The organism is Lonsdalea quercina, assembly GCF_900107885.1.
GTDB classification, from domain to species: domain Bacteria; phylum Pseudomonadota; class Gammaproteobacteria; order Enterobacterales; family Enterobacteriaceae; genus Lonsdalea; species Lonsdalea quercina.
Genome location: NZ_FNQS01000017.1, coordinates 1 through 22,877 on the forward strand (window position 1 = coordinate 1; position 22,877 = coordinate 22,877).

At 55.2% G+C, this 22,877-nt stretch carries 20 protein-coding genes and 1 riboswitch; of the genes, 13 read left to right on the plus strand and 7 right to left on the minus strand.

What is annotated here, in order from left to right:
- The 11 genes from BLU64_RS16260 to BLU64_RS17300 all read left to right on the plus strand — a co-directional run.
- Positions 1-347, plus strand: a 347-nt coding sequence (locus tag BLU64_RS16260) for an EF-Tu C-terminal domain-related protein (protein WP_483306178.1), incomplete at its 5' end; no start/stop codon positions are given.
- Between the two features lie 233 nt (positions 348-580).
- The gene (gene secE, locus BLU64_RS16265; protein WP_026744200.1) at positions 581-964 is read left to right on the plus strand and encodes a preprotein translocase subunit SecE; all 384 of its coding nucleotides are present in this window, start codon (positions 581-583) and stop codon (positions 962-964) included.
- Between the two features lies 1 nt (position 965).
- Positions 966-1,511 (plus strand): transcription termination/antitermination protein NusG, encoded by a 546-nt coding sequence (gene nusG, locus BLU64_RS16270; protein WP_026740925.1) that lies wholly within the window; start codon positions 966-968, stop codon positions 1,509-1,511.
- Between the two features lie 159 nt (positions 1,512-1,670).
- Positions 1,671-2,099 carry a 50S ribosomal protein L11 gene (gene rplK, locus BLU64_RS16275; RefSeq protein WP_004929911.1) on the plus strand — a complete coding sequence of 143 codons (429 nt, stop codon included), beginning with the start codon at positions 1,671-1,673 and terminating at the stop codon, positions 2,097-2,099.
- Positions 2,100-2,102: 3 nt separating this feature from the next.
- On the plus strand, positions 2,103-2,807 hold the full coding sequence (rplA, locus tag BLU64_RS16280; protein ID WP_026740924.1) for a 50S ribosomal protein L1: 705 nt from the start codon (positions 2,103-2,105) through the stop codon (positions 2,805-2,807).
- A 303-nt stretch (positions 2,808-3,110) separates the two neighbouring features.
- Positions 3,111-3,608, plus strand: coding sequence for a 50S ribosomal protein L10 (rplJ, locus tag BLU64_RS16285; RefSeq protein ID WP_026744198.1), 498 nt, complete (start codon positions 3,111-3,113; stop codon positions 3,606-3,608).
- A gap of 68 nt (positions 3,609-3,676) precedes the next feature.
- Positions 3,677-4,045 carry a 50S ribosomal protein L7/L12 gene (gene rplL / locus BLU64_RS16290; RefSeq protein ID WP_026740922.1) on the plus strand — a complete coding sequence of 123 codons (369 nt, stop codon included), beginning with the start codon at positions 3,677-3,679 and terminating at the stop codon, positions 4,043-4,045.
- A 330-nt stretch (positions 4,046-4,375) separates the two neighbouring features.
- Positions 4,376-8,404, plus strand: coding sequence for a DNA-directed RNA polymerase subunit beta (gene rpoB, locus BLU64_RS16295; protein ID WP_026744197.1), 4,029 nt, complete (start codon positions 4,376-4,378; stop codon positions 8,402-8,404).
- 92 nt (positions 8,405-8,496) lie between these two features.
- Entirely contained in the window at positions 8,497-12,720 is a 4,224-nt protein-coding gene (rpoC, locus tag BLU64_RS16300) for a DNA-directed RNA polymerase subunit beta' (protein WP_074729411.1), read from the plus strand.
- Between the two features lie 100 nt (positions 12,721-12,820).
- Complete coding sequence (locus BLU64_RS16305) at positions 12,821-13,897, plus strand: DUF1176 domain-containing protein (protein ID WP_026744195.1); 1,077 nt, start codon at positions 12,821-12,823, stop codon at positions 13,895-13,897.
- Positions 13,875-14,066, plus strand: coding sequence for a hypothetical protein (locus BLU64_RS17300; RefSeq protein ID WP_139171533.1), 192 nt, complete (start codon positions 13,875-13,877; stop codon positions 14,064-14,066). The genes BLU64_RS16305 and BLU64_RS17300 overlap by 23 nt, the downstream gene beginning before the upstream one ends.
- Before the next feature lie 18 nt (positions 14,067-14,084).
- Here the strand turns inward: BLU64_RS17300 and BLU64_RS16310 are convergent, their stop codons facing one another.
- Positions 14,085-14,333, minus strand: a complete 249-nt coding sequence (locus BLU64_RS16310) for a DUF1127 domain-containing protein (RefSeq protein WP_036153673.1) — start codon at positions 14,331-14,333, stop codon at positions 14,085-14,087.
- 176 nt (positions 14,334-14,509) lie between these two features.
- On the opposite strand from BLU64_RS16310, the gene BLU64_RS16315 reads away from it, so the two are divergent.
- Complete coding sequence (locus BLU64_RS16315) at positions 14,510-15,937, plus strand: aminotransferase-like domain-containing protein (protein ID WP_026744194.1); 1,428 nt, start codon at positions 14,510-14,512, stop codon at positions 15,935-15,937.
- A 60-nt stretch (positions 15,938-15,997) separates the two neighbouring features.
- Here BLU64_RS16315 and thiH read toward each other — a convergent pair whose 3' ends face one another.
- The 6 genes from thiH to thiC are packed head-to-tail and all read right to left on the minus strand — an operon-like array spanning position 15,998 to position 21,434.
- Positions 15,998-17,143 carry a 2-iminoacetate synthase ThiH gene (thiH, locus tag BLU64_RS16320; RefSeq protein ID WP_026744193.1) on the minus strand — a complete coding sequence of 382 codons (1,146 nt, stop codon included), beginning with the start codon at positions 17,141-17,143 and terminating at the stop codon, positions 15,998-16,000.
- The gene (locus tag BLU64_RS16325) at positions 17,140-17,925 is read right to left on the minus strand and encodes a thiazole synthase (RefSeq protein ID WP_074729413.1); all 786 of its coding nucleotides are present in this window, start codon (positions 17,923-17,925) and stop codon (positions 17,140-17,142) included. Before BLU64_RS16325 ends, thiH begins: the two co-directional genes overlap by 4 nt.
- Entirely contained in the window at positions 17,926-18,126 is a 201-nt protein-coding gene (gene thiS / locus BLU64_RS16330; RefSeq protein WP_026740914.1) for a sulfur carrier protein ThiS, read from the minus strand.
- The gene (locus tag BLU64_RS16335) at positions 18,123-18,872 is read right to left on the minus strand and encodes a HesA/MoeB/ThiF family protein (RefSeq protein ID WP_074729415.1); all 750 of its coding nucleotides are present in this window, start codon (positions 18,870-18,872) and stop codon (positions 18,123-18,125) included. Before BLU64_RS16335 ends, thiS begins: the two co-directional genes overlap by 4 nt.
- 1 nt (position 18,873) lies before the next feature.
- The gene (gene thiE, locus BLU64_RS16340) at positions 18,874-19,518 is read right to left on the minus strand and encodes a thiamine phosphate synthase (protein ID WP_051625601.1); all 645 of its coding nucleotides are present in this window, start codon (positions 19,516-19,518) and stop codon (positions 18,874-18,876) included.
- Positions 19,518-21,434, minus strand: coding sequence for a phosphomethylpyrimidine synthase ThiC (thiC, locus tag BLU64_RS16345; RefSeq protein ID WP_074729417.1), 1,917 nt, complete (start codon positions 21,432-21,434; stop codon positions 19,518-19,520). Before thiC ends, thiE begins: the two co-directional genes overlap by 1 nt.
- A 107-nt stretch (positions 21,435-21,541) precedes the next feature.
- Positions 21,542-21,658: riboswitch (TPP riboswitch) on the minus strand.
- 376 nt (positions 21,659-22,034) lie between these two features.
- Between thiC and nudC the strand changes: the two genes are divergently transcribed.
- Entirely contained in the window at positions 22,035-22,808 is a 774-nt protein-coding gene (gene nudC, locus BLU64_RS16350; RefSeq protein WP_074729419.1) for an NAD(+) diphosphatase, read from the plus strand.
- The last annotated feature ends 69 nt before the right edge of the window (positions 22,809-22,877 follow it).

A 22,877-nucleotide genomic window follows, 5' to 3' on the forward strand; every position in this document is an offset into this window, starting at 1 on the left:
GTGGTACTAAGCGTGACGAAGTTGAACGTGGTCAGGTACTGGCTAAACCGGGTTCAATCAAGCCGCACACCCAGTTCGAATCAGAAGTTTATATTCTGAGCAAAGACGAAGGCGGCCGTCATACTCCGTTCTTCAAAGGCTACCGTCCGCAGTTCTACTTCCGTACAACTGACGTAACGGGCACCATCGAACTGCCGGAAGGCGTGGAAATGGTCATGCCGGGCGACAACATCAAGATGGTTGTCAACCTGATTGCTCCGATCGCAATGGACGATGGTCTGCGTTTCGCTATCCGTGAAGGTGGTCGTACCGTAGGCGCTGGCGTGGTTGCTAAAGTTATCGCTTAATTGCTGATAAGAATTGACGCAACATGCGATAAAAGGGCATCATTTGATGCCCTTTTTCTACGCTGTCAGGGTAGAACCTATCTCATCAGCGATTGTGAATTATAATCATTGGTGAGATAGGCTCTGTATAAACGGCGTAATCCCGAATTTCTCCTTCAAAGGCAGTATTCGGTTTGGTTTGCCCTTCATGCTGGGCAAAATTATTTGTCTGAATCATTGTGACAGGTTGGTTTATGAGTGCGAATACCGAAGCTCAGGGTAGTGGACGTGGCCTTGAGATGCTGAAATGGCTGATCGTCGCTGTTTTACTGGTTGCGGCGGTTGTCGGTAATTATTATTACCGTGAGTTAAGCCTGCCTCTGCGAGCATTGGCTGTTGTTATCCTGATCGCTGTTGCGGGTGGTATAGCGTTATTGACGACGAAAGGTAAAGCGACCGTTCTGTTTGCGCGTGAAGCTCGTACTGAAGTTCGAAAAGTCATCTGGCCGACCCGTCAGGAAACGCTACATACCACGCTGATCGTTGCTGCGGTAACTGCCGTCATGTCACTGATTTTGTGGGGACTAGATGGTATTCTGGTTCGTTTAGTATCGTTTATTACTGGCCTGAGGTTTTAAGATGTCTGAAGCTCCAAAGAAACGTTGGTACGTCGTTCAGGCGTTTTCTGGCTTTGAAGGTCGCGTCGCTCAGTCGCTGCGTGAACACATCAAACTCCACAACATGGAAGATCTGTTTGGTGAAGTGATGGTCCCTACTGAAGAGGTAGTGGAAATTCGTGGCGGACAGCGTCGCAAAAGCGAGCGCAAATTCTTTCCAGGTTATGTGCTGGTGCAGATGGTGATGGAAGATGCTAGCTGGCACTTGGTCCGTAGCGTCCCACGCGTAATGGGCTTCATCGGCGGTACTTCTGACCGTCCTGCGCCGATTAGCGATAAAGAAGTCGATGCCATCATGAACCGCTTGCAGCAGGTGGGTGATAAACCGCGGCCGAAAACCCTGTTTGAGCCGGGTGAAATGGTCCGCGTCAACGATGGTCCATTCGCTGACTTCAACGGCGTTGTTGAAGAAGTGGATTACGAGAAGAGTCGTCTGAAAGTTTCTGTCTCTATCTTCGGCCGTGCTACCCCGGTAGAACTGGATTTTGGCCAGGTAGAGAAAGGCTGATTTGAGCGTATATCGCTAAGAATTTCTGCTTGTATATGGCGCGAAAATAGACTACTATTTCGCGCCTTTATTTTATGCGTCTAATGACGTGTAAAACGTTTTTATCACTGCGGGGAGCTTCGATAAACGAAGCGCTATCACCCATTCGAGGAAAGTTAAATGGCCAAGAAAGTACAAGCCTACGTCAAGCTGCAGGTTGCAGCCGGTATGGCTAACCCGAGCCCTCCGGTTGGTCCGGCTCTGGGTCAGCAGGGTGTTAACATCATGGAATTCTGTAAGGCGTTCAATGCTAAGACTGACAGCATTGAAAAAGGTCTGCCGATCCCGGTTGTTATTACCGTTTACTCTGACCGTTCCTTCACCTTCGTTACCAAAACTCCGCCGGCAGCAGTTCTGCTGAAAAAAGCGGCTGGTATCAAGTCTGGTTCTGGCAAGCCGAACAAAGACAAAGTAGGTAAAGTAACCCGTGCTCAGGTACGTGAAATCGCAGAAACCAAAGCTGCGGACATGACTGGTTCTGATGTGGAAGCGATGACTCGCTCCATTGAAGGTACTGCTCGTTCCATGGGCCTGGTAGTGGAGGACTAAGAAATGGCTAAGCTGACCAAGCGCATGCGCGTGATCCGTGACAAAGTTGATGCAACTAAACAGTACGACATCAACGAAGCCGTTGCTCTGCTCAAAGAGCTGGCCACTGCGAAATTCGTAGAAAGCGTTGACGTTGCCGTAAATCTGGGCATCGACGCACGTAAATCTGACCAGAACGTACGTGGCGCGACTGTGCTGCCGCACGGTACTGGCCGCAGCGTACGCGTTGCTGTATTTACTCAGGGCGCAAACGCTGAAGCGGCTAAAGCTGCTGGCGCTGACCTGGTAGGTATGGATGACCTGGCTGACCAGATCAAGAAAGGCGAAATGAACTTCGACGTTGTTATTGCTTCTCCGGATGCAATGCGCGTAGTTGGTCAACTCGGCCAGATCCTGGGGCCGCGTGGCCTGATGCCGAACCCGAAAGTGGGTACCGTAACGCCTAACGTTGCTGAAGCAGTTAAAAATGCTAAAGCAGGTCAGATTCGTTACCGTAACGACAAAAACGGCATCATCCATACCACTATCGGTAAGGTTGATTTCGACGCTGACAAACTGAAAGAAAACCTGGAGTCTCTGCTGGTTGCGCTGAAAAAAGCTAAACCGTCTCAGGCTAAAGGCGTGTACATCAAGAAAGTTAGCCTGTCCACCACCATGGGTGCTGGCTTAGCTGTCGATCAGAGCGGTTTGAACGCCGTAGCTAACTGATAGCTTTTGTTCCTCTTTACTGCGGTGCTGGATTTCTTTATAATCCTACGCCGCGTTGTTCCACTTGTGGGACTGAAGAAGAATTTTCGGTTGGAGCCTGGCCTGATCCAGGCCTCCGTCCAAGACCGCAGGTGTTTCGAAAGAGACTTAATCTTCCTGCGTAGACGGTGACAGAGCCTGAAGAAAAGTTTGACTTGTCTTTACTGGATTCTGCTCACCGTGTGTTAACGCCTGTTGGTCGTTTTGGCTACAGGTGAAGTGAGTTCCGGAGATTTCTCCGGCCAAATCCAGGAGCAAAAGCTAATGGCATTAAATCTTCAAGACAAACAAGCGATTGTTGCTGAAGTCAACGAAGTAGCCAAAGGCGCGCAGTCTGCGGTTGTTGCGGATTCTCGCGGCGTTACCGTAGATAAAATGACTGAACTGCGTAAAGCAGGTCGTGAAGCTGGCGTATACATGCGTGTTGTTCGTAACACGCTGCTGCGTCGCTCAGTTGAAGGTACAGATTTTGAGTGCCTGAAAGACACGTTTGTCGGTCCGACCCTGATTGCATACTCAATGGAACACCCGGGCGCTGCTGCTCGTCTGTTCAAAGAGTTCGCGAAAGCGAATGCAAAATTCGAGGTCAAAGCTGCAGCCTTTAACGGCGAGTTGATTCCGGCGGCTCAAATTGACCGTCTGGCAACTCTGCCGACTTACGAAGAAGCACTGGCACGTCTGATGTCGACCATGAAAGAAGCCGCTGCCGGCAAACTGGTTCGCACACTGGCTGCCGTACGCGACCAGAAAGAAGCGGCTTAATCGTCCCTTTTTACTGGCGTCGTGTTTGCTAACGTATAAACTATTTCTGATTCTTAGGAACAATTGTTATGTCTATCACTAAAGATCAAATTCTGGAAGCAGTAGCAGCTATGTCTGTAATGGACGTTGTTGAACTGGTTTCCGCAATGGAAGAAAAATTCGGTGTTTCTGCTGCTGCCGCTGTAGCTGTTGCTGCTGCTGGCCCGGCTGAAGCTGCTGAAGAAAAAACCGAGTTCGACGTTGTTCTGTCTGCTGTTGGCGGCAACAAAGTTGCAGTTATCAAAGCAGTTCGTAGCGCGACTGGCCTGGGTCTGAAAGAAGCTAAAGACCTGGTAGAATCTGCTCCGGCAGTTCTGAAAGAAGCCATCAGCAAAGACGACGCTGAAGCTCTGAAGAAAGCCCTGGAAGAAGCTGGTGCTTCTGTTGAAGTTAAATAAATTTAACTTACAGGTTACAGCCTGATTTATCAGGCTGATGGCTGGTGGCTTTTTAGTCACCAGCCTTTTTGCGCTGTAGGGAATCAATGGTGTTTCACACTGTTTGACCATTGATTAACCCACAATATTTTTTTCTATCGACGACTTAATATACTGCATCGTTTGCCGCTTTGGCCGCTGAACGTAAATGCAGCGAAATGGTTTAAGAGTGATAGAAACAAGTATTGCGAAAAGTGTTCCACTTTTCGATCGATATAAACGGTGTTGCATGAACTGTCCTTTTTTAGGACGGACAGAGAGGTTCTACTTTTCAGCGAGCTGAGGAACCCTATGGTTTACTCCTATACCGAGAAAAAACGTATTCGTAAGGACTTTGGTAAGCGTCCGCAAGTTCTGGACGTGCCTTATCTCCTTTCTATCCAGCTTGACTCGTTCCAGAAATTCATCGAGCAAGATCCGGAAGGTCAGTACGGTCTGGAAGCTGCTTTCCGTTCTGTATTTCCTATCAAAAGCTACAGCGGTAATTCCGAGCTGCAGTATGTGAGCTATCGCCTTGGCGAGCCGGTATTTGACGTTAAAGAATGTCAGATCCGCGGCGTCACATTCTCTGCGCCGTTGCGCGTTAAGCTGCGTCTGGTGATCTACGAGCGTGAAGCGCCAGAAGGCACCGTTAAAGATATCAAAGAACAAGAAGTGTACATGGGCGAAATTCCGCTCATGACCGACAACGGTACCTTCGTGATCAACGGCACTGAGCGCGTTATCGTTTCTCAGCTGCACCGTAGTCCGGGCGTATTCTTTGACAGCGACAAGGGTAAAACCCACTCATCAGGTAAGGTGCTGTATAACGCGCGCATCATTCCTTACCGTGGTTCCTGGCTGGATTTCGAATTCGATCCGAAAGATAACCTGTTTGTCCGTATCGACCGTCGTCGTAAATTGCCTGCGACGATTATCCTACGCGCATTAAACTTCTCTACCGAAGACATTTTGGGCCTGTTCTTTGACAAAATTGTCTACGAAATCAACGGTAATAAGCTGTTGATGGAACTGGTTCCGGAGCGACTGCGTGGTGACACGGCTTCCTTCGATATCGAAGCCAACGGCAAGGTATACGTCGAGAAAGGTCGTCGTATCACTGCCCGCCATATCCGTCAGTTGGAAAAAGACGGCATCGAAAGCATTGAAGTTCCGGTGGAATACATCGCCGGTAAAGTGCTGGCGAAAGATTACGTCGATGAAAGCACTGGCGAAGTGCTCGCGAATGCGAACATGGAGCTGTCGCTGGATCTGCTGGCCAAACTCAGCCAGTCCGGCCACAAACAGATCGAAACGCTGTTCACTAACGATCTGGACCACGGTCCTTATATCTCCGAGACCGTACGCGTCGACCCAACCCATGACCGCTTGAGCGCGTTGGTTGAGATCTACCGTATGATGCGTCCGGGCGAGCCGCCGACACGAGAAGCAGCAGAAACCCTTTTTGAAAATCTGTTTTTCTCCGAAGATCGTTATGATTTGTCCGCAGTTGGTCGAATGAAGTTCAACCGCTCTTTGCTGCGTGAGGAAATCGAAGGTTCCGGTATCCTGAGCAAAGAAGACATTATTGATGTGATGAAGAAACTCATCGACATCCGTAATGGTAAGGGCGAAGTGGATGATATCGACCACCTGGGCAACCGTCGTATCCGTTCCGTCGGTGAGATGGCTGAAAACCAGTTCCGCGTCGGTCTGGTCCGTGTCGAACGTGCGGTTAAAGAGCGTTTGTCTTTGGGCGACCTCGACACGCTGATGCCGCAGGACATGATCAACGCCAAGCCGATTTCGGCTGCGGTGAAAGAGTTCTTTGGTTCCAGCCAGCTGTCCCAGTTTATGGACCAGAACAACCCGCTGTCTGAAATCACGCATAAACGCCGTATTTCCGCATTGGGCCCAGGCGGTCTGACCCGTGAACGCGCCGGCTTTGAAGTTCGAGACGTACATCCGACACACTACGGTCGCGTATGTCCTATCGAAACGCCGGAAGGTCCGAACATCGGTCTGATCAACTCTCTGTCCGTTTATGCGCAGACCAACGAATATGGTTTCCTCGAAACCCCTTATCGTCTGGTTCGCGACGGCGTTGTGACTGATGAGATTCATTACCTGTCTGCGATTGAAGAAGGCAACTTCGTCATCGCTCAGGCGAACACCAATCTGGATGAAGAAGGTCACTTCATTGATGAGCTGGTGACCTGCCGTAACAAAGGCGAGTCCAGCTTGTTCAGCCGCGATCAGGTTGAATACATGGACGTTTCCACCCAGCAGGTGGTTTCCGTCGGTGCTTCCCTGATCCCGTTCCTGGAACACGATGATGCTAACCGCGCCTTGATGGGTGCGAACATGCAACGTCAGGCCGTTCCTACTCTGCGCGCCGACAAGCCGCTGGTAGGTACCGGTATGGAACGCGCGGTGGCGGTAGACTCCGGTGTTACCGCAGTAGCGAAACGCGGCGGTACGGTTCAGTACGTCGATGCGTCACGTATTGTTATCAACGTTAACCCTGATGAAATGTATCCGGGCGAAGCGGGCATCGATATCTACAACCTGACCAAATATACCCGTTCCAACCAGAACACCTGCATCAGCCAGATGCCGTGTGTGTCTCTGGGTGAACCGATTGAGCGCGGCGACGTGCTGGCCGATGGCCCGTCCACCGATTTGGGTGAACTGGCGCTGGGTCAGAACATGCGCGTAGCGTTCATGCCTTGGAACGGCTACAACTTCGAAGACTCCATCTTGGTCTCCGAACGCGTAGTGCAGGAAGATCGCTTCACGACTATCCATATCCAGGAACTCGCTTGCGTATCTCGTGATACTAAACTGGGGCCTGAAGAGATCACCGCTGATATCCCGAACGTGGGTGAAGCCGCACTCTCCAAACTGGATGAGTCCGGTATCGTTTATATCGGTGCGGAAGTGACCGGTGGCGATATCCTGGTCGGTAAAGTGACGCCGAAAGGCGAAACTCAGCTGACTCCGGAAGAGAAACTGCTGCGCGCTATCTTCGGTGAAAAAGCGTCTGACGTTAAAGACTCGTCTCTGCGCGTGCCTAACAGTGTTTCCGGTACGGTTATCGATGTTCAGGTCTTCACCCGTGACGGCGTTGAAAAAGACAAACGTGCTCTGGAAATTGAAGAAATGCAGCTGAAGCAGGCCAAAAAAGACCTGACTGAAGAATTGCAGATCCTCGAAGCCGGTCTGTTTGCCCGTATTCACGACGTGCTGGTCAGCGGTGGCGTTGAAGCCGCGAAGCTGGATCAACTGCCGCGTGAGCGTTGGTTGGAACTGGGTCTGACTGATGAAGAAAAACAGAATCAGTTGGAACAGCTGGCCGAGCAGTACGACGAGCTGAAACACGAGTTTGAGAAGAAACTCGAAGCCAAACGCCGCAAAATCACCCAGGGTGATGATTTGGCGCCGGGCGTGCTGAAAATCGTCAAGGTGTACCTGGCCGTGAAACGTCAGATCCAGCCTGGTGATAAAATGGCGGGTCGTCACGGTAACAAGGGTGTTATCTCCAAGATCAACCCGATCGAAGATATGCCTTACGATGAAAACGGTACGCCGGTAGACATCGTACTGAACCCGCTGGGCGTACCATCACGTATGAACATCGGTCAGATTCTGGAAACCCATCTGGGTATGGCTGCAAAAGGTATCGGTGACAAGATCAACACCATGCTGAAGCAGCGCGAAGAAGCGGACAAACTGCGTGAGTTCATTCAGAAAGCCTACGACCTGGGTAACGACGTTCGTCAGAAAGTGGATTTGAACACGTTCACCGATGAAGAAGTGCTGCGCCTGGCAGAAAACCTGAAGAAGGGGATGCCAATCGCGACTCCGGTCTTTGACGGTGCTAAAGAGAGCGAAATCAAAGCGCTGCTGCAACTGGGCGATCTGCCGACTTCTGGTCAGATCACGCTGTTTGACGGCCGTACCGGCGAGCAATTTGAACGTCCGGTCACCGTGGGCTATATGTACATGCTGAAACTGAACCACTTGGTTGATGACAAGATGCATGCGCGTTCTACCGGTTCCTACAGTCTGGTCACTCAGCAGCCTCTGGGTGGTAAGGCGCAGTTCGGTGGTCAGCGTTTCGGTGAGATGGAAGTATGGGCGCTGGAAGCTTACGGTGCAGCTTATACCCTGCAGGAAATGTTGACGGTGAAATCCGATGACGTGAACGGCCGTACCAAGATGTATAAAAACATCGTGGATGGCGATCACCGGATGGAACCAGGCATGCCGGAATCCTTCAACGTCTTGTTGAAAGAAATCCGCTCGCTGGGTATCAACATCGAGCTGGAAGAAAAGTAATACCAGCCCGATTGCGTTGCTGACATTCGTTACAGGGGCACCTGAGTTTGACTCAGGTGCCTTACAGGTCTAACTCCGACAGGAGCCAATCCGTGAAAGACTTATTAAAGTTTCTGAAAGCGCAAACTAAGACCGAAGAGTTTGATGCGATCAAAATTGCTCTGGCATCGCCAGACATGATCCGTTCGTGGTCTTTTGGTGAAGTAAAAAAGCCGGAAACCATTAACTACCGTACGTTCAAACCAGAACGTGACGGTCTGTTCTGCGCCCGTATCTTCGGGCCGGTAAAAGATTACGAGTGCTTGTGCGGTAAGTACAAACGCCTGAAGCACCGTGGTGTTATCTGTGAGAAGTGCGGCGTTGAAGTGACCCAGACCAAAGTACGCCGTGAGCGTATGGGCCACATCGAGCTGGCTTCTCCGACCGCGCATATCTGGTTCCTGAAATCGCTGCCTTCCCGCATCGGTTTGCTGCTGGATATGCCGCTGCGTGACATCGAACGCGTCCTGTACTTCGAATCCTATGTGGTTATCGAAGGCGGCATGACCAACCTTGAAAAGCGTCAGATCCTGACTGAAGAACAGTATCTGGATGCGCTGGAAGAGTTTGGTGACGAATTTGACGCCAAGATGGGCGCCGAAGCTGTTCAGGCCCTGTTGAAAAACATGGATCTGGAGCAGGAGTGCGAACAGCTGCGTGAAGAGCTGAACGAAACCAACTCCGAAACCAAGCGTAAAAAGCTGACCAAGCGCATCAAGCTGCTGGAAGCGTTCGTACAGTCCGGTAACAAACCGGAGTGGATGATCCTGACCGTGCTGCCTGTTCTGCCGCCGGACCTGCGTCCGCTGGTGCCGCTGGATGGCGGTCGTTTCGCTACGTCGGATCTGAACGATCTGTACCGTCGCGTGATCAACCGTAACAACCGTTTGAAACGCCTGCTGGATCTGGCTGCGCCGGATATCATCGTGCGCAACGAAAAACGTATGCTGCAGGAAGCGGTGGATGCGCTGCTGGATAACGGCCGTCGTGGTCGTGCCATCACCGGTTCCAACAAGCGCCCGCTGAAATCTTTGGCCGATATGATCAAAGGTAAGCAGGGTCGTTTCCGTCAGAACCTGCTGGGTAAACGTGTCGACTACTCCGGTCGTTCCGTTATCACCGTAGGTCCGTACCTGCGTCTGCATCAGTGCGGTTTGCCGAAGAAGATGGCGCTGGAACTGTTCAAACCGTTCATCTACGGCAAGCTGGAGCTGCGTGGTCTGGCCACAACGATCAAAGCTGCCAAGAAAATGGTTGAGCGCGAAGAAGCGGTTGTATGGGATATTCTGGATGAAGTTATCCGCGAACACCCGGTGCTGCTGAACCGTGCGCCTACCCTGCACCGTCTGGGTATCCAGGCTTTTGAACCGGTTCTGATCGAAGGTAAAGCCATCCAGCTGCACCCGCTGGTTTGTGCCGCGTACAACGCCGACTTCGATGGTGACCAGATGGCTGTTCACGTACCGCTGACGCTGGAAGCCCAGCTGGAAGCGCGTGCGCTGATGATGTCTACCAACAACATCCTGTCTCCGGCGAACGGCGAGCCTATCATCGTTCCGTCTCAGGACGTTGTATTGGGTCTGTACTACATGACTCGCGACTGTGTTAACGCCAAAGGCGAAGGCATGGTTCTGACTGGACCGAAAGAAGCTGAACGCGTCTATCGTGCTGGTCTGGCTTCTCTGCATGCGCGTGTAAAAGTGCGTATCACGCAAGAGATCAAGAATATTGAAGGCGAAACCACGCATCAGACCAGCATCATCGATACGACCATTGGTCGTGCGATTCTGTGGATGATCGTGCCGAAAGGTCTGCCGTTCTCGATCGTCAACCAGCCTCTCGGCAAGAAAGCGATCTCCAAAATGCTGAACACTTGTTACCGCATTCTGGGTCTGAAGCCGACCGTTATCTTTGCTGACCAGATCATGTACACCGGTTTTGCTTACGCAGCGCGCTCTGGTGCGTCCGTAGGTATCGACGACATGGTTATCCCGGCGAAGAAAGCCGAAATCATCGAAGAAGCCGAAACCGAAGTCGCCGAGATCCAGGAGCAGTTCCAGTCTGGTCTGGTGACGGCGGGCGAACGCTACAACAAAGTTATCGATATCTGGGCTGCGGCGAACGAACGTGTTGCCAAGGCAATGATGGAAAACCTGTCTGTTGAAGACGTGGTCAACCGCGATGGCGTTGTCGAGCAGCAGGTGTCCTTCAACAGCATCTTTATGATGGCTGACTCCGGTGCTCGTGGTTCCGCGGCGCAGATTCGTCAGTTGGCGGGTATGCGTGGTCTGATGGCGAAGCCGGATGGTTCCATCATCGAAACGCCGATCACCGCGAACTTCCGTGAAGGTCTGAACGTACTCCAGTACTTCATCTCAACCCACGGTGCTCGTAAAGGTCTGGCGGATACCGCACTGAAAACCGCAAACTCCGGTTATCTGACCCGTCGTTTGGTCGACGTGGCGCAGGACCTGGTAGTGACGGAAGACGATTGCGGCACGCACGAAGGCATCATGATGACGCCGGTCATCGAAGGCGGCGACGTTAAAGAACCGCTGCGTGAGCGTGTTCTGGGTCGTGTGACGGCTGAAGACGTTCTCAAACCGGGTACGGCTGATATTCTGGTTCCGCGTAACACGCTGTTGAACGAACAGTGGTGTGACCTGCTGGAAGAAAACTCCGTCGATTCGCTGAAAGTCCGCTCTGTCGTAAGCTGTGAAACCGACTTTGGCGTGTGCGCCAAATGTTACGGTCGCGACCTGGCTCGTGGTCACATCATCAACAAGGGTGAAGCCATCGGGGTCATCGCGGCACAGTCCATCGGCGAACCGGGTACCCAGCTGACCATGCGTACCTTCCACATCGGTGGTGCGGCATCTCGTGCGGCAGCTGAGTCCAGTATCCAGGTGAAAAACAAGGGTACGCTGAAACTGAGCAACGCCAAGTACGTTACGAACAGCGCAGGCAAGCTGGTGATTACTTCACGTAACACCGAGCTGACGCTGATCGACGAATTTGGTCGTACTAAAGAAAGCTATAAAGTGCCTTACGGTGCTGTGATGGCGAAAGGCGACGGCGAAGCCGTAGCGGGTGGCGATACAGTCGCGAACTGGGATCCGCACACCATGCCGGTCATCACGGAAGTGAGCGGTAACATTCGCTTCACCGACATGATCGACGGCCAGACCATTACGCGTCAGACCGATGAACTGACCGGTCTGTCCTCCATCGTGGTTCTGGATAGTGCAGAGCGTACCGGTGGTGGTAAAGAACTGCGTCCGGCGTTGAAAATCGTTGATGACAACGGCGACGACGTTCTGATCCCGGGCACCGACATGCCGGCTCAGTACTTCCTGCCAGGTAAAGCGATTGTCCAGCTGGAAGACGGCGTGAAAATCGGCTCTGGTGACACCTTGGCCCGTATTCCGCAGGAATCTGGCGGTACCAAGGATATCACCGGTGGTCTGCCGCGCGTTGCTGACTTGTTCGAAGCCCGTCGTCCGAAAGAGCCGGCAATCCTGGCTGAAATCAGCGGTATCATTTCCTTCGGTAAAGAAACCAAAGGGAAGCGCCGTCTGGTGATCACGCCGGTTGACGGTAGCGATCCATACGAAGAGATGATTCCGAAGTGGCGTCAGCTCAACGTGTTCGAAGGCGAACGTGTTGAACGCGGTGACGTGATCTCCGATGGTCCTGAGTCTCCGCACGACATTCTGCGTCTGCGCGGCGTACATGCGGTTACGCGTTACATCACCAACGAAGTGCAGGAAGTTTACCGCCTGCAGGGCGTTAAGATTAACGATAAGCACATCGAAGTTATCGTTCGTCAGATGTTGCGTAAAGGCACCATCGAAAGCGCTGGCAGCACTGAGTTCCTGGAAGGCGAGCAGGCTGAAGTGTCCCGCGTCAAGATCGCCAACCGTCAGTTGGAAGCCGACGGCAAGCTGCCGGCAACCTACAGCCGTGACTTGCTGGGTATCACCAAAGCGTCTCTGGCGACCGAGTCCTTCATCTCTGCGGCCTCGTTCCAGGAAACGACTCGCGTACTGACCGAAGCGGCAGTGGCTGGTAAGCGTGATGAACTGCGCGGTCTGAAAGAGAACGTGATCGTGGGTCGTCTGATCCCGGCCGGTACCGGTTATGCATACCATCAGGATCGTATGCGTCGCCGTCAGGCGGGCGAACCCGTCGTCGTACCTCAGGTCAGTGCGGACGAAGCTTCCGCTAACCTGGCTGAGTTGCTGAACGCCGGTTTCGGCAACAGCGACGACAAGTAACGTCGACGCTGGATGATAAAAAACCGCTCCCCGGAGCGGTTTTTTTATGCATAAAAAGCGAGTGATGAAAGACATAAAACAGAGGAATAAGAGAAATATTATGCTGAAAGCAAGCGTGGTTGCAGCAAGTCTGGCGGTGTTGTCCGCCGTACCGGTTTTTGCTGCCGGCGTATCATTTGCGCCGCCTGTGCAAAAAATCTTCACCAACTGGCAGGTGACGTGCAACAACCTGAACGACTGCGACGTGCGTAATATCGATGAAAACCTGCGGATCACGCTCTCGCGGCAGGCTGGGGCGACCGGCGTGACATCATTAACGATCGTGCCTTTTTCTCAGGAAGCCCACCCCACATTGTGGCTGGATGAAGACTCGGTGGAGGGGGTGAATTTAACGCCTTCGATTAATGACGACGACGCGATTGTCGCCACGGAAAATTTGCCCGCAATACAACATTTTTTACATCAGGCTAAAGATGCGCTGACGCTTTCCGTCGGTGACAATCCGCAACAGGGTAGCTCTCTGCGGGGATTAAACGCGGCGCTCCTGCTGGTGGATGAACGCCAGGGACGGATTGGCACTCAGGGCGCGTTGCTGCAGAGGGGGAGTAAACCGGCTTCCGACGTCCCGGCGAGGTTGAGTCAACCCGGACTGCCGCCCGCATTGACAAACGTGCCTGCGGTGAGTAACCCGCAAACGTTGGTCGAGGCCGTCATCAAAGCGCAGCATGCGCTGCTGGTGAGAGAGGCCTGCGACGTCAACGAGCAGGATACAGAGATGAATCAGGTTCAGCCGCTGGATGAACGCAATGCGCTGGTTATGATCAACTGCGGCATGGGCGCTTATCAGTCATCAAGCCTGGTGTTTATTACGCCGCGCGATAATCCGTCGGCGTCGCATCATCTGGTGCTGCCGTTGCCGCTGCCGGATGAAGACGGGCATCTGCAGCAGGTGGATTGGTTTACCAACGCCGACTTTGATCCTCAGACTGGAGACCTGTTTCATCTGGCGAAAGGTCGTGGGTTTGCCGACTGTGGTGAACGCGCTCAGTGGCGTTACGACGGTCAACAGTTCCGGTTAATGACCTATCACAGCCAGCCTGGATGTCATGGCGGTTGGCCTGGCGAATGGCCTTCTCTATGGGAAACGCCGGGATATGACGAAGATAATCGGCGCTAAAAGCAGGAAGGGCCGCCGTTGGCTTGGACAGACCGACGGCGGCATGGGAGGCGCAGGCGCGCGGATCCAAACTCAGCCTGCGGCCGACGAGTGTGTCGGCATGGGCACTCTAGCGTTGCTCGGTTTTTCCCGCGAGCGCCGCTGTAATGATATGGAAACCGTCGCGTAAAAAAATCAGCGACAGCGCTTACCTTTCAATTTTCTTGTGAGCATCATTCCGGTACTGAAGCCAACCGTCTTTGCCGAATGCCTTGGGTTGGTAGCACTGGTCGATGTCCGCACGCGACAGGCCGATATCTTTGAGGCGTTCGTCGCTCATCGTATACAGTAACGCGCGCGTTTTGTTGCGCAGACGTCGTTCCCGCCAACTCTCATAAACTCTAATAAATAGCGCGTGCAGCGTGGATATCTGTGAATGTTGATGATGTTGTGTCATCTTCAGTCTCTCCCCCTATGGTGTGGCACCATCATGAGAGCGTGGCCAAAAACAATACAGATTCAAAAATTGAGTTTGTTGACCATACAGAAGAGGATTGTATGACTCTGAATGGGAGTTTTTATGCCAATCTGTACTGGTTATTGCTTGGTAACGCCTCAGAGTAGGATACTTTCATGACTCGCTATCAGCATCTCGCCACCTTGCTGGCGCAGCGCATTCATCAAGGGCTGTATCGGCCGGGAGAACGTCTGCCCTCGGTCAGAGTTCTCTCGCAGGAGCACGGCGTCAGCATCAGTACGGTCCAGCAGGCCTACCACCGACTGGAAGAGCAGATGCTGATTTCTCCGCAGCCGCGCTCGGGTTACTTTGTCTCGGCGCGATATGCATCGCCGCCCGTTCCTGCGATTACGCGTCCGGCACAGCGCCCGGTGGAAATTACCCATTGGGACGCGGTGCGAGGGTTGCTGGATGTGCGGAAGGAAAGCGATGTCATGCAGCTGGGCAGCGGCATGCCGGATGTGACGTCGACCAGCCTCAAACCGTTATGGAAGATCATCAGCCGACAGGGCATGAAGCAGGACGCCTCGCTATTGCAGTACGGCAGTTTGCTTGGCGTGACGGCATTGCGGGAGCAAATTGCGCGTCTGGCGGTCGACGGCGGGTGCAGGCTGAGCGCCGATGAGATCGTCACGACTACAGGGTGTCAGGAAGCGCTGTTTCTGTGTCTTCGGGCGGTTTGTGAGCCGGGCGATATCATCGCTGTCGAATCCCCTACGTTTTACGGGATGATGCAGACGCTGCGGAGTTATGGGGTAAAGGTCATTGAAATTCCTACGGATTCCATCAATGGTCTCAGCCTGGAAGCGCTGGAATTAGCACTGGATCAGTGGCCGATCAAGGCCGTGTTTGTGGTGCCGAACTGTAATAATCCGCTAGGGTTTATTATGCCGGAGGCGCGAAAACGGGGATTGATGACGCTGGCGCAGCGTTTCGATATCGCCATCATCGAAGATGACGTCTACGGGGAGCTGGCTTATGAGTATCCGCGGCCGACGACTTTGAAGTCGTTGGATGACGATGGGCGCGTACTGTTGTGCAGCTCCTTTTCCAAAGTCATGGCGCCGGGCCTGAGGGTTGGCTGGGTCGCGCCGGGACGGTATTTTGATCGCGTGTTGCATATGAAATATGTGAACAGCGGCGGCGGCGTTATCCAGACGCAGGCGGCGGTCGCCGAGTTTATTCATCAGGGGCATTACCTGCCGCACCTGCGGCGAATGCGCACGCAGTATCAGCGCAATCAGTGTCGCTTCACCAGCTTCGTGCGCCACTATTTTCCCGAGGGGTTGTGCGTTAGCCGACCGCAGGGCGGGTTTTTGATGTGGATCGAACTGCCGGAAGCCTTCGATGGAATCCGTTTGAATCGCCGGCTGGCGGAGCGCGGTACGCAGGTCGCTGTCGGTTCTCTGTTCTCGGCCTCGGGCAAATATCGCAACTGCGTGCGTCTGAACTATGCGTTGCCCTGCACCGAAGAAACAGAAAGGGCGCTGAAGATGATTGGGGAAGAAATCGAGCGGGAGATGGTGCTTGCCTGTAAAGCCTGAACTTGAAGAGAGCGAAGACGAAGGACCGCGATGTCCGGCGTTCAAGACATCGCGGTGAGTTTACTCGTGATGCGATGTCACGCGCGTTCTTCCCAGATAGCCGTCCCAATCTTTCCACACGGGTTGCAGGCCAGCGCGGGTCATGGCGTCTGCCACCGCCTCCGGTCGTCGGGCATCATGGGGGGCGAACTGCTCCAGCTCCGAATGGTTGTCGGCATACCCTCCCGGCTGCGTCTTGGAGAACGCGCTGACGCTGTTGATGGCGATAGGCACCATATGGTCGCGAAAGAAAGGCGACTCGCGCGTGGACAGCGACAGCTCGACGTCCGGAGCCAGCAGCCGAAACGCGCAAATCGTCTGCATCAGTTGCGCTTCGTTCATCGGCGATGCCGGTTCAATACCGCCGGCACAAGGGCGCAAACGCGGAAACGAGAGAGAGAAGCGGTTTTGCCAGTGGCGTTGCTGTAGGTCGAGTAGGTGTTCCGCCAGCATATAGCCGTCCACGCGCCAGCTATCCGACAGGCCGATCAAAGCGCCGAGACCGATCTTGTCGATCCCCGCCGCGCCGAGACGATCCGGCGTACCCAGCCGCCAGGCGAAATCCTGTTTGCGTCCCCGCAGGTGGTGCCGCGCATAGGTCGGCGCGTGATAGGTTTCTTGATAGACCATGACGCCATCTAGTCCCAGCGCCTTTAGCTCGGCATACTCGTCCGTCGCCAGCGGCTGCACTTCCATCATCAACGCGCTGAAGTGGGGTCGGATCTGCGGCAAGACGCGCCGGAAGTAATCCATCCCCACCTTACCTTGATGCTCGCCGGCGACCAGCAGCAGCTGGTCGAACCCAAGCTGACGGATCGCGCGGCATTCCTGCTGGATTTCATCGTCATTCAGGATCTTGCGTTTGATCCGATTGCTCATGGAAAACCCGCAGTAGGTGCAGTCGTTGGCGCAGAGGTTGGACAAGTACAGCGGAACATAAAATCCCACCGTATTGCCGAAGCGCTGACGGGTCAGATGCTGCGCGCGCTGTGCCAGCGGTTCGAGGTAGCCCGCCGCGGCAGGGGAAATCAACGCCATAAAGTCGTCGCGATCGGGCCGAGCGGCGTTCAACGCTCGTTCGACATCGGCAGACGTTTTGCCGTTGATGCGAAAGCGGAGATCGTCCCAGTCGAGCGTCTGCCAGCGGCGATAAAATCCTTCGCTCATACGCCTGCTCCCGTTGGGTTGCGGTGTAGAAAACCGGTCAGAGGGCTGGTGGCGTTGGCGTGGGATTGGCGTGTTCCCAGTCCGGACTCCGCCGCCAGCGCGCCCGCCTCGACCGCCAGCCGAAAGGCGCGAGCCATACCGACGGGGTCACGGGCGACGGCCATTGCCGTATTGACCAGTACGGCATCGGCCCCCATCTCGATAGCCTCGGCGGCCTGGCTGGGCGCGCCGATCCCTGCGTCGACCACGACGGGCACCTGTGCTTGTTCGATGATGATTCGCAGGAAGTCGCGCGTTTGCAGGCCCTGATTAGAGCCAATCGGCGCACCCAGCGGCATGACCGCAGCACAGCCGACGGCTTCCAGTCGCTTGCACAGCACCGGATCGGCGCCGCAGTAGGGCAGCACGATAAACCCTTCTTTCACCAGTTGCTCCGCCGCCTTCAGCGTTTCCACCGGGTCGGGCAGCAGGTATTTCATATCGGGATGAATTTCGAGCTTAATCCAGCGGGTTCCCAGCGCTTCCCGAGCCAGATGGGCGGCGAAGACCGCTTCCTCCGCCGTTTTGGCGCCTGAGGTATTCGGCAACAGCTGTACCCCCAGGCGCTGTAGCGGCGCCAGAAGAGCATCGCTGCCGCCGGAAAGGCTGACGCGTTTCATCGCCAACGTGACCAGTTGGGAGCCTGCCGCCTGTAACGCCGCGCTCATGATCGCTGCGCTGGCGAACTTACCGGTGCCTGCCAGCAGCCGGGATGTGAATGGGGTATCTGCAATGGTGAGCATTTATCCTCCTGCTATCGCCTGAAAAAGCAAAATGTCGTCCCCGTCCTGCACCTGACACGCGCGCCAGTCGGGACGAGGGACGACGATCTGGTTGATCGCCAGCGCGGTGCCCGGCTGCAGACGATCCAACCGTTGCAGCAGTTGTTCCACGCTGATCGGTTCGTCCAGCGTGATGGCTTCCTCGTTGATACGAATCTTCATACGGCGCTCCCACAGACCGGGCAGCTCGTGGCAGGGGTGAGGCGCAAGGTATTCCACTGCTGCTGGCGGGCATCGAACAGCCTGAGCTTGCCGTCCAGGGTCGAGGTCAGTCCGCACAGCAGTTTGATGGCCTCCAGCGCTTGCAGCGTACCCATGACTCCAACGACCGGCCCCAGCACGCCGGCGGTGCGGCAGTTGCGTACAGGTTCGGTCGCGTCAGGATAAAGGCAGGCGTAGCAGCCGTGAAGGTAGGGGGGCGTCAGCACCAGCAGCTGGCCGCCGAAGCCGACGGCGCTGGCGCTCACTAACGGCTTTTCGGCCCGTACGCAGGCGGCGTTGACAGCATGGCGCGTCGCCATGTTGTCGCTACAGTCCAGCACCAGATCGACACGGCTGACCGCTTTAGCCAGCGTCTCACCTTCTAGTCGTGTCTGTAACGTCTCGATCGCAATGTCCGGGTTCAGCGCCAACAGCTGGCGCCGGGCCAGCATCGCTTTGGGCTGCGCGATATCCTCAGTGCGATAGAGCACCTGGCGTTGCAGGTTGGAGAGATGCAGCGTGTCGTGATCCGCCAGCAGCAGCCTGCCGACGCCTGCCGCCGCCAGGTAGAGCGCACAGGGCGCGCCCAGACCGCCGAGACCGACCAATAACACCGTGGCGTCAGCCAGCCGCAGCTGACCCTCAGGGCCGATATCTTCCAGCAACAGCTGGCGGCTGTAGCGCATAAATTCCCGATCGTGCAGCATGTTACGCCTCCCGTTTTTCGATCAGGCGCAGCAAGGTCGCGGTCGCTTGTCGCCAGTCCGCCGCCTGAGTGATGGCGCTCACGACGGCGATGCTGCCGACGCCGGTGGCCAGCACCGACGGCACCCTTTCGATGCTGATGCCGCCAATAGCGACCGTGGGAAAACGACCCGCCAGTTCGCTGATGTGGCGCGCCAGTTCGGCCAGTCCCTGCGGCGCTGACGGCATCTCTTTGGTCTGGGTAGGGAAAATATGCCCCAGTGCGATATAGGAGGGCGCGATGGTCACCGCGCGCGCCAGCTCCTTATCGTCATGGGTTGAGACACCCAGGCGCAGTCCGGCGCGGCGGATGGCACTCAGATCGGCGGTATCCAGATCCTCCTGACCGAGATGGACGCCGTAGGCCTGGTGCTTGATGGCCAGTTGCCAGTCATCGTTAATAAACAGGCGGGCCTGATAGCGGCGGGCAAGGGCGATCGATTGAATCACCGCCGGCTCAACGTGATCGTTCGGCTGGTTTTTGATCCGCAGTTGCAGCGTCTTCACTCCCACTCGGAGCTGTCGTTCGATCCACTGCACGCTGTCCACGACAGGGTATAGCCCCAATCGTGATCCCACCGTTGGAAATGAAAGCAGGGGGGCGTTCATCAGGCATCCTCCTGTGGGACATACAGCTCGCTACCGCGAGAGCGGAACTCGGCCGACATCTGCGCCATGCCGACTTCAATCGGCTGCGCCTCCGCCTGCTGTTGCGCGGCATAGTCCCGAACCTCCTGAGAGATTTTCATGGAGCAAAATTTCGGGCCGCACATAGAGCAGAAGTGAGCTACCTTGCCGGATTCCTGCGGCAGCGTTTCATCGTGGTAGGCTCGCGCCGTCTCCGGGTCCAACGCCAGATTGAATTGGTCTTCCCAGCGAAATTCGAAGCGGGCTTTCGACATCGCGTTGTCGCGGATCTGCGCCCCCGGATGTCCTTTCGCCAGATCCGCTGCGTGCGCGGCGATCTTGTACGCGATCAGTCCCTGTTTCACATCCTCTTTGTTCGGCAGCCCAAGGTGCTCTTTCGGCGTCACATAACACAACATCGCGCAGCCGAACCAGCCGATCATGGCGGCGCCGATACCGGAGGTGAAGTGGTCATACCCCGGCGCGATATCCGTAGTCAGCGGGCCAAGGGTATAAAAAGGCGCTTCGTGGCAGTGCTCCAGCTCTTCGGTCATATTGCGGCGGATCATCTGCATCGGCACATGACCGGGGCCTTCAATCATGACCTGGACGTCGTACTCCCAGGCGATATGGGTCAGCTCGCCAAGGGTATGCAGCTCGGCGAACTGCGCCTCGTCGTTGGCGTCCTGAATCGATCCGGGCCGCAGGCCGTCGCCCAGCGAAAGGGCGATATCGTACGCGCTGCATATTTCACATATCTCGCGGAAGTGCTCGTACAGGAAGCTCTCTTGGTGATGCGACAGGCACCACTTTGCCATGATGGACCCGCCGCGCGAGACAATGCCAGTCAGGCGCTTGGCGGTCATTGGTACATAGCGCAATAGCACGCCGGCGTGGATGGTGAAGTAGTCAACGCCCTGTTCGGCCTGTTCCAACAGGGTGTCGCGGTACATCTCCCAGGTCAGGTTTTCCGCGACGCCATTGACCTTCTCCAGCGCCTGGTAAATCGGCACCGTACCGATAGGCACCGGGCTATTGCGCAGGATCCACTCGCGCGTTTCATGGATGTAGCGGCCGGTGGAGAGGTCCATTACGGTGTCGGCCCCCCAGCGGGTGGACCAAACCAGCTTTTCCACCTCTTCTTCGATAGAAGAGGTGACCGCGGAATTGCCGATATTGGCGTTCACTTTCACCAGGAAGTTGCGGCCGATAATCATCGGCTCGGATTCAGGATGGTTAATGTTGGCGGGGATAATCGCCCGTCCGGCGGCGACCTCCTGACGGACGAATTCGGGCGTGATGGTCAGCGGCAGATGGGCGCCAAAACTCTGGCCGGGATGTTGTTGGCGCAGCGTCGTGCTGTGAATGCGCTCGCGCCCCATGTTCTCGCGCAGGGCGATAAACTCCATCTCCGGCGTGATGATACCCAGGCGGGCGTAGTGTAACTGGGTGACGCGCTGGCCGGTTCTCGCTCGGCGCGGCTGAGGCAGATGTTCAAAACGCAAGTGGTCCAGACCGGCATCGGCCAGGCGCTGCTGGGTAAATCCGGAGCTGAGCTGAGATAATCGTTCGGTATCGCCGCGCTCTTCAATCCAGGCGGTTCTCAGGCAAGCCAGTCCACAGCGCACATCGGGGACGGCTTCGGGATCGCCATAAGGTCCGGCGGTGTCGTAGACCGGTATCGGCTCATTAGGTTCGTAGCGAGGCGTTTCCCGGCTTCCCCCGAGCAGCGTGGGACTGAGTTGGATTTCCCGCAGCGGGACGCGAATATCCGGCCGTGAGCCGGTCAGGTAAATTCGCCGTGATTGTGGAAAAGACGTTCCTCGCACCTCGTCGATAAAACGTTGGGCGGAGGCGCGTTGTTCGCGGCGTCCTGAAGGTTTTTTTTCTGTAGACATAGCAAATTCCTGTTTGGCTGGAAGGAAACATTGCTTGTCTGGAGTTCGGATGGAGTAATGGAGAAGTCTCTTTTCCCTGGGTGATAATGAATCTGTCTGGGAAAAGGATGATGTTTACTCTTGTTCCCTTCGCAGGTTTTAACCTGATCAGGTTCCGCGGATCCCGAATTAACGGTCTCAGCCCGCACGCGTTACCGCGACGCTGGGCACTCCGACAAGATAACGCCCGATGGGTTGGGCGAGGTCAATCGCCTACACTTTATGCTGGCAATGCGTCACTGTCAAAGGCGGGGACCGATGATGGATGGAGTCACCGCGCATGACTTTGACAGGGCATTAAGCGTTGGGACGATAGACGCTGCCTGTTACTGACAGTGGCCTTATTTTTCGCGAAATATGCGATAAATCATCCTTCTTGCGGGCACTGTCACCGAAATACATGATTGCGGATCGAAGGCGGCGAGGAGAGAGAGAACGACGGAACGAGTTTCTATGGCGTGGTATTGTGCTAACGCGTAGAGCGTCTGATTTATATGCATTAATGTTGTCTATATCTACACATCATAGCCATAGACTCGGTGACAGAGGGCGAAAGAAAAGATGGAAGTAACGTTAACAGGTGAAGAGCTTGGCTGGTGGGTTGTCAGCGAGAACAATCAGATTTGGCTGCCTCAAGGGAGATTACCGCAAGGGTCTTCCCGCCAATGGGGACTGAAAACGCGTCCGGCACGCCGAATTGGCGAGTGGCAGGGCGAGCCTGTCTGGCTAGTGCGCCAGACAATGGCCGAAGAGATGGGATCGCTGCGGCAGCTGCTGGACGTGGAGGGCGGGCTGTTTCAGTTGGCCGGCCGGGGAGTTCAACTGGCCGAGTTTTATCGCGCCCACCGTTTCTGCGGCTACTGTGGTCATGAGATGCACCATAGCAAAACCGAGCTGGCCTGCCTGTGCGGCCACTGCCGGGAGCGTTACTATCCGCAGATCGCGCCCTGCGTCATCGTGGCGATCCGCCGCGGCAGCGAAATTTTGCTGGCGCAGCATGTCCGTCACCGGGGCAATATGTACACCGCGCTGGCCGGGTTCGTCGAGCTGGGTGAAACGCTTGAACAGGCCGTAGCCCGAGAAGTCATGGAAGAGAGCAATATTCGCATTAAAAACCTCCAATATGTGAGTTCTCAGCCCTGGCCGTTCCCCCATTCTTTGATGATGGCCTATATTGCGGAGTATGCCGACGGCGAACTGCGTCACGATCCCTCCGAGCTCCGCGATGCTGCCTGGTTTCGTTACGACAAACTGCCAATCCTGCCGCCCGCGGGAACCGTGGCGCGCCGCTTGATAGAAGATACGGTGGTGATGTGTCGTGAGGCAGACGGCTAATCCGTCTGCGTCATGCGTGTAGCCTGAGAGGAATCAACCCGCTACACTGCCGCCTGAATTACCCAGACC

What these genes read in the sequence shown, in the direction of transcription:
- nusG (WP_026740925.1), top strand. Translation starts at nt 966, where the DNA reads ATGTCTGAAGCTCCAAAGAAACGTTGGTACGTCGTTCAGGCGTTTTCT.
- rplL (WP_026740922.1), top strand. Translation starts at nt 3,677, where the DNA reads ATGTCTATCACTAAAGATCAAATTCTGGAAGCAGTAGCAGCTATGTCT.
- thiS (WP_026740914.1), bottom strand. Translation starts at nt 18,126, where the DNA reads ATGAAGATTCGTATCAACGAGGAAGCCATCACGCTGGACGAACCGATC.
- rplJ (WP_026744198.1), top strand. Translation starts at nt 3,111, where the DNA reads ATGGCATTAAATCTTCAAGACAAACAAGCGATTGTTGCTGAAGTCAAC.
- BLU64_RS16305 (WP_026744195.1), top strand. Translation starts at nt 12,821, where the DNA reads ATGCTGAAAGCAAGCGTGGTTGCAGCAAGTCTGGCGGTGTTGTCCGCC.
- BLU64_RS16310 (WP_036153673.1), bottom strand. Translation starts at nt 14,333, where the DNA reads ATGACACAACATCATCAACATTCACAGATATCCACGCTGCACGCGCTA.
- thiC (WP_074729417.1), bottom strand. Translation starts at nt 21,434, where the DNA reads ATGTCTACAGAAAAAAAACCTTCAGGACGCCGCGAACAACGCGCCTCC.
- thiE (WP_051625601.1), bottom strand. Translation starts at nt 19,518, where the DNA reads ATGAACGCCCCCCTGCTTTCATTTCCAACGGTGGGATCACGATTGGGG.
- BLU64_RS16325 (WP_074729413.1), bottom strand. Translation starts at nt 17,925, where the DNA reads ATGCTCACCATTGCAGATACCCCATTCACATCCCGGCTGCTGGCAGGC.
- nudC (WP_074729419.1), top strand. Translation starts at nt 22,035, where the DNA reads ATGGAAGTAACGTTAACAGGTGAAGAGCTTGGCTGGTGGGTTGTCAGC.
- BLU64_RS17300 (WP_139171533.1), top strand. Translation starts at nt 13,875, where the DNA reads ATGACGAAGATAATCGGCGCTAAAAGCAGGAAGGGCCGCCGTTGGCTT.
- secE (WP_026744200.1), top strand. Translation starts at nt 581, where the DNA reads ATGAGTGCGAATACCGAAGCTCAGGGTAGTGGACGTGGCCTTGAGATG.
- BLU64_RS16315 (WP_026744194.1), top strand. Translation starts at nt 14,510, where the DNA reads ATGACTCGCTATCAGCATCTCGCCACCTTGCTGGCGCAGCGCATTCAT.
- rplA (WP_026740924.1), top strand. Translation starts at nt 2,103, where the DNA reads ATGGCTAAGCTGACCAAGCGCATGCGCGTGATCCGTGACAAAGTTGAT.
- rpoB (WP_026744197.1), top strand. Translation starts at nt 4,376, where the DNA reads ATGGTTTACTCCTATACCGAGAAAAAACGTATTCGTAAGGACTTTGGT.
- thiH (WP_026744193.1), bottom strand. Translation starts at nt 17,143, where the DNA reads ATGAGCGAAGGATTTTATCGCCGCTGGCAGACGCTCGACTGGGACGAT.
- BLU64_RS16335 (WP_074729415.1), bottom strand. Translation starts at nt 18,872, where the DNA reads ATGCTGCACGATCGGGAATTTATGCGCTACAGCCGCCAGCTGTTGCTG.
- rplK (WP_004929911.1), top strand. Translation starts at nt 1,671, where the DNA reads ATGGCCAAGAAAGTACAAGCCTACGTCAAGCTGCAGGTTGCAGCCGGT.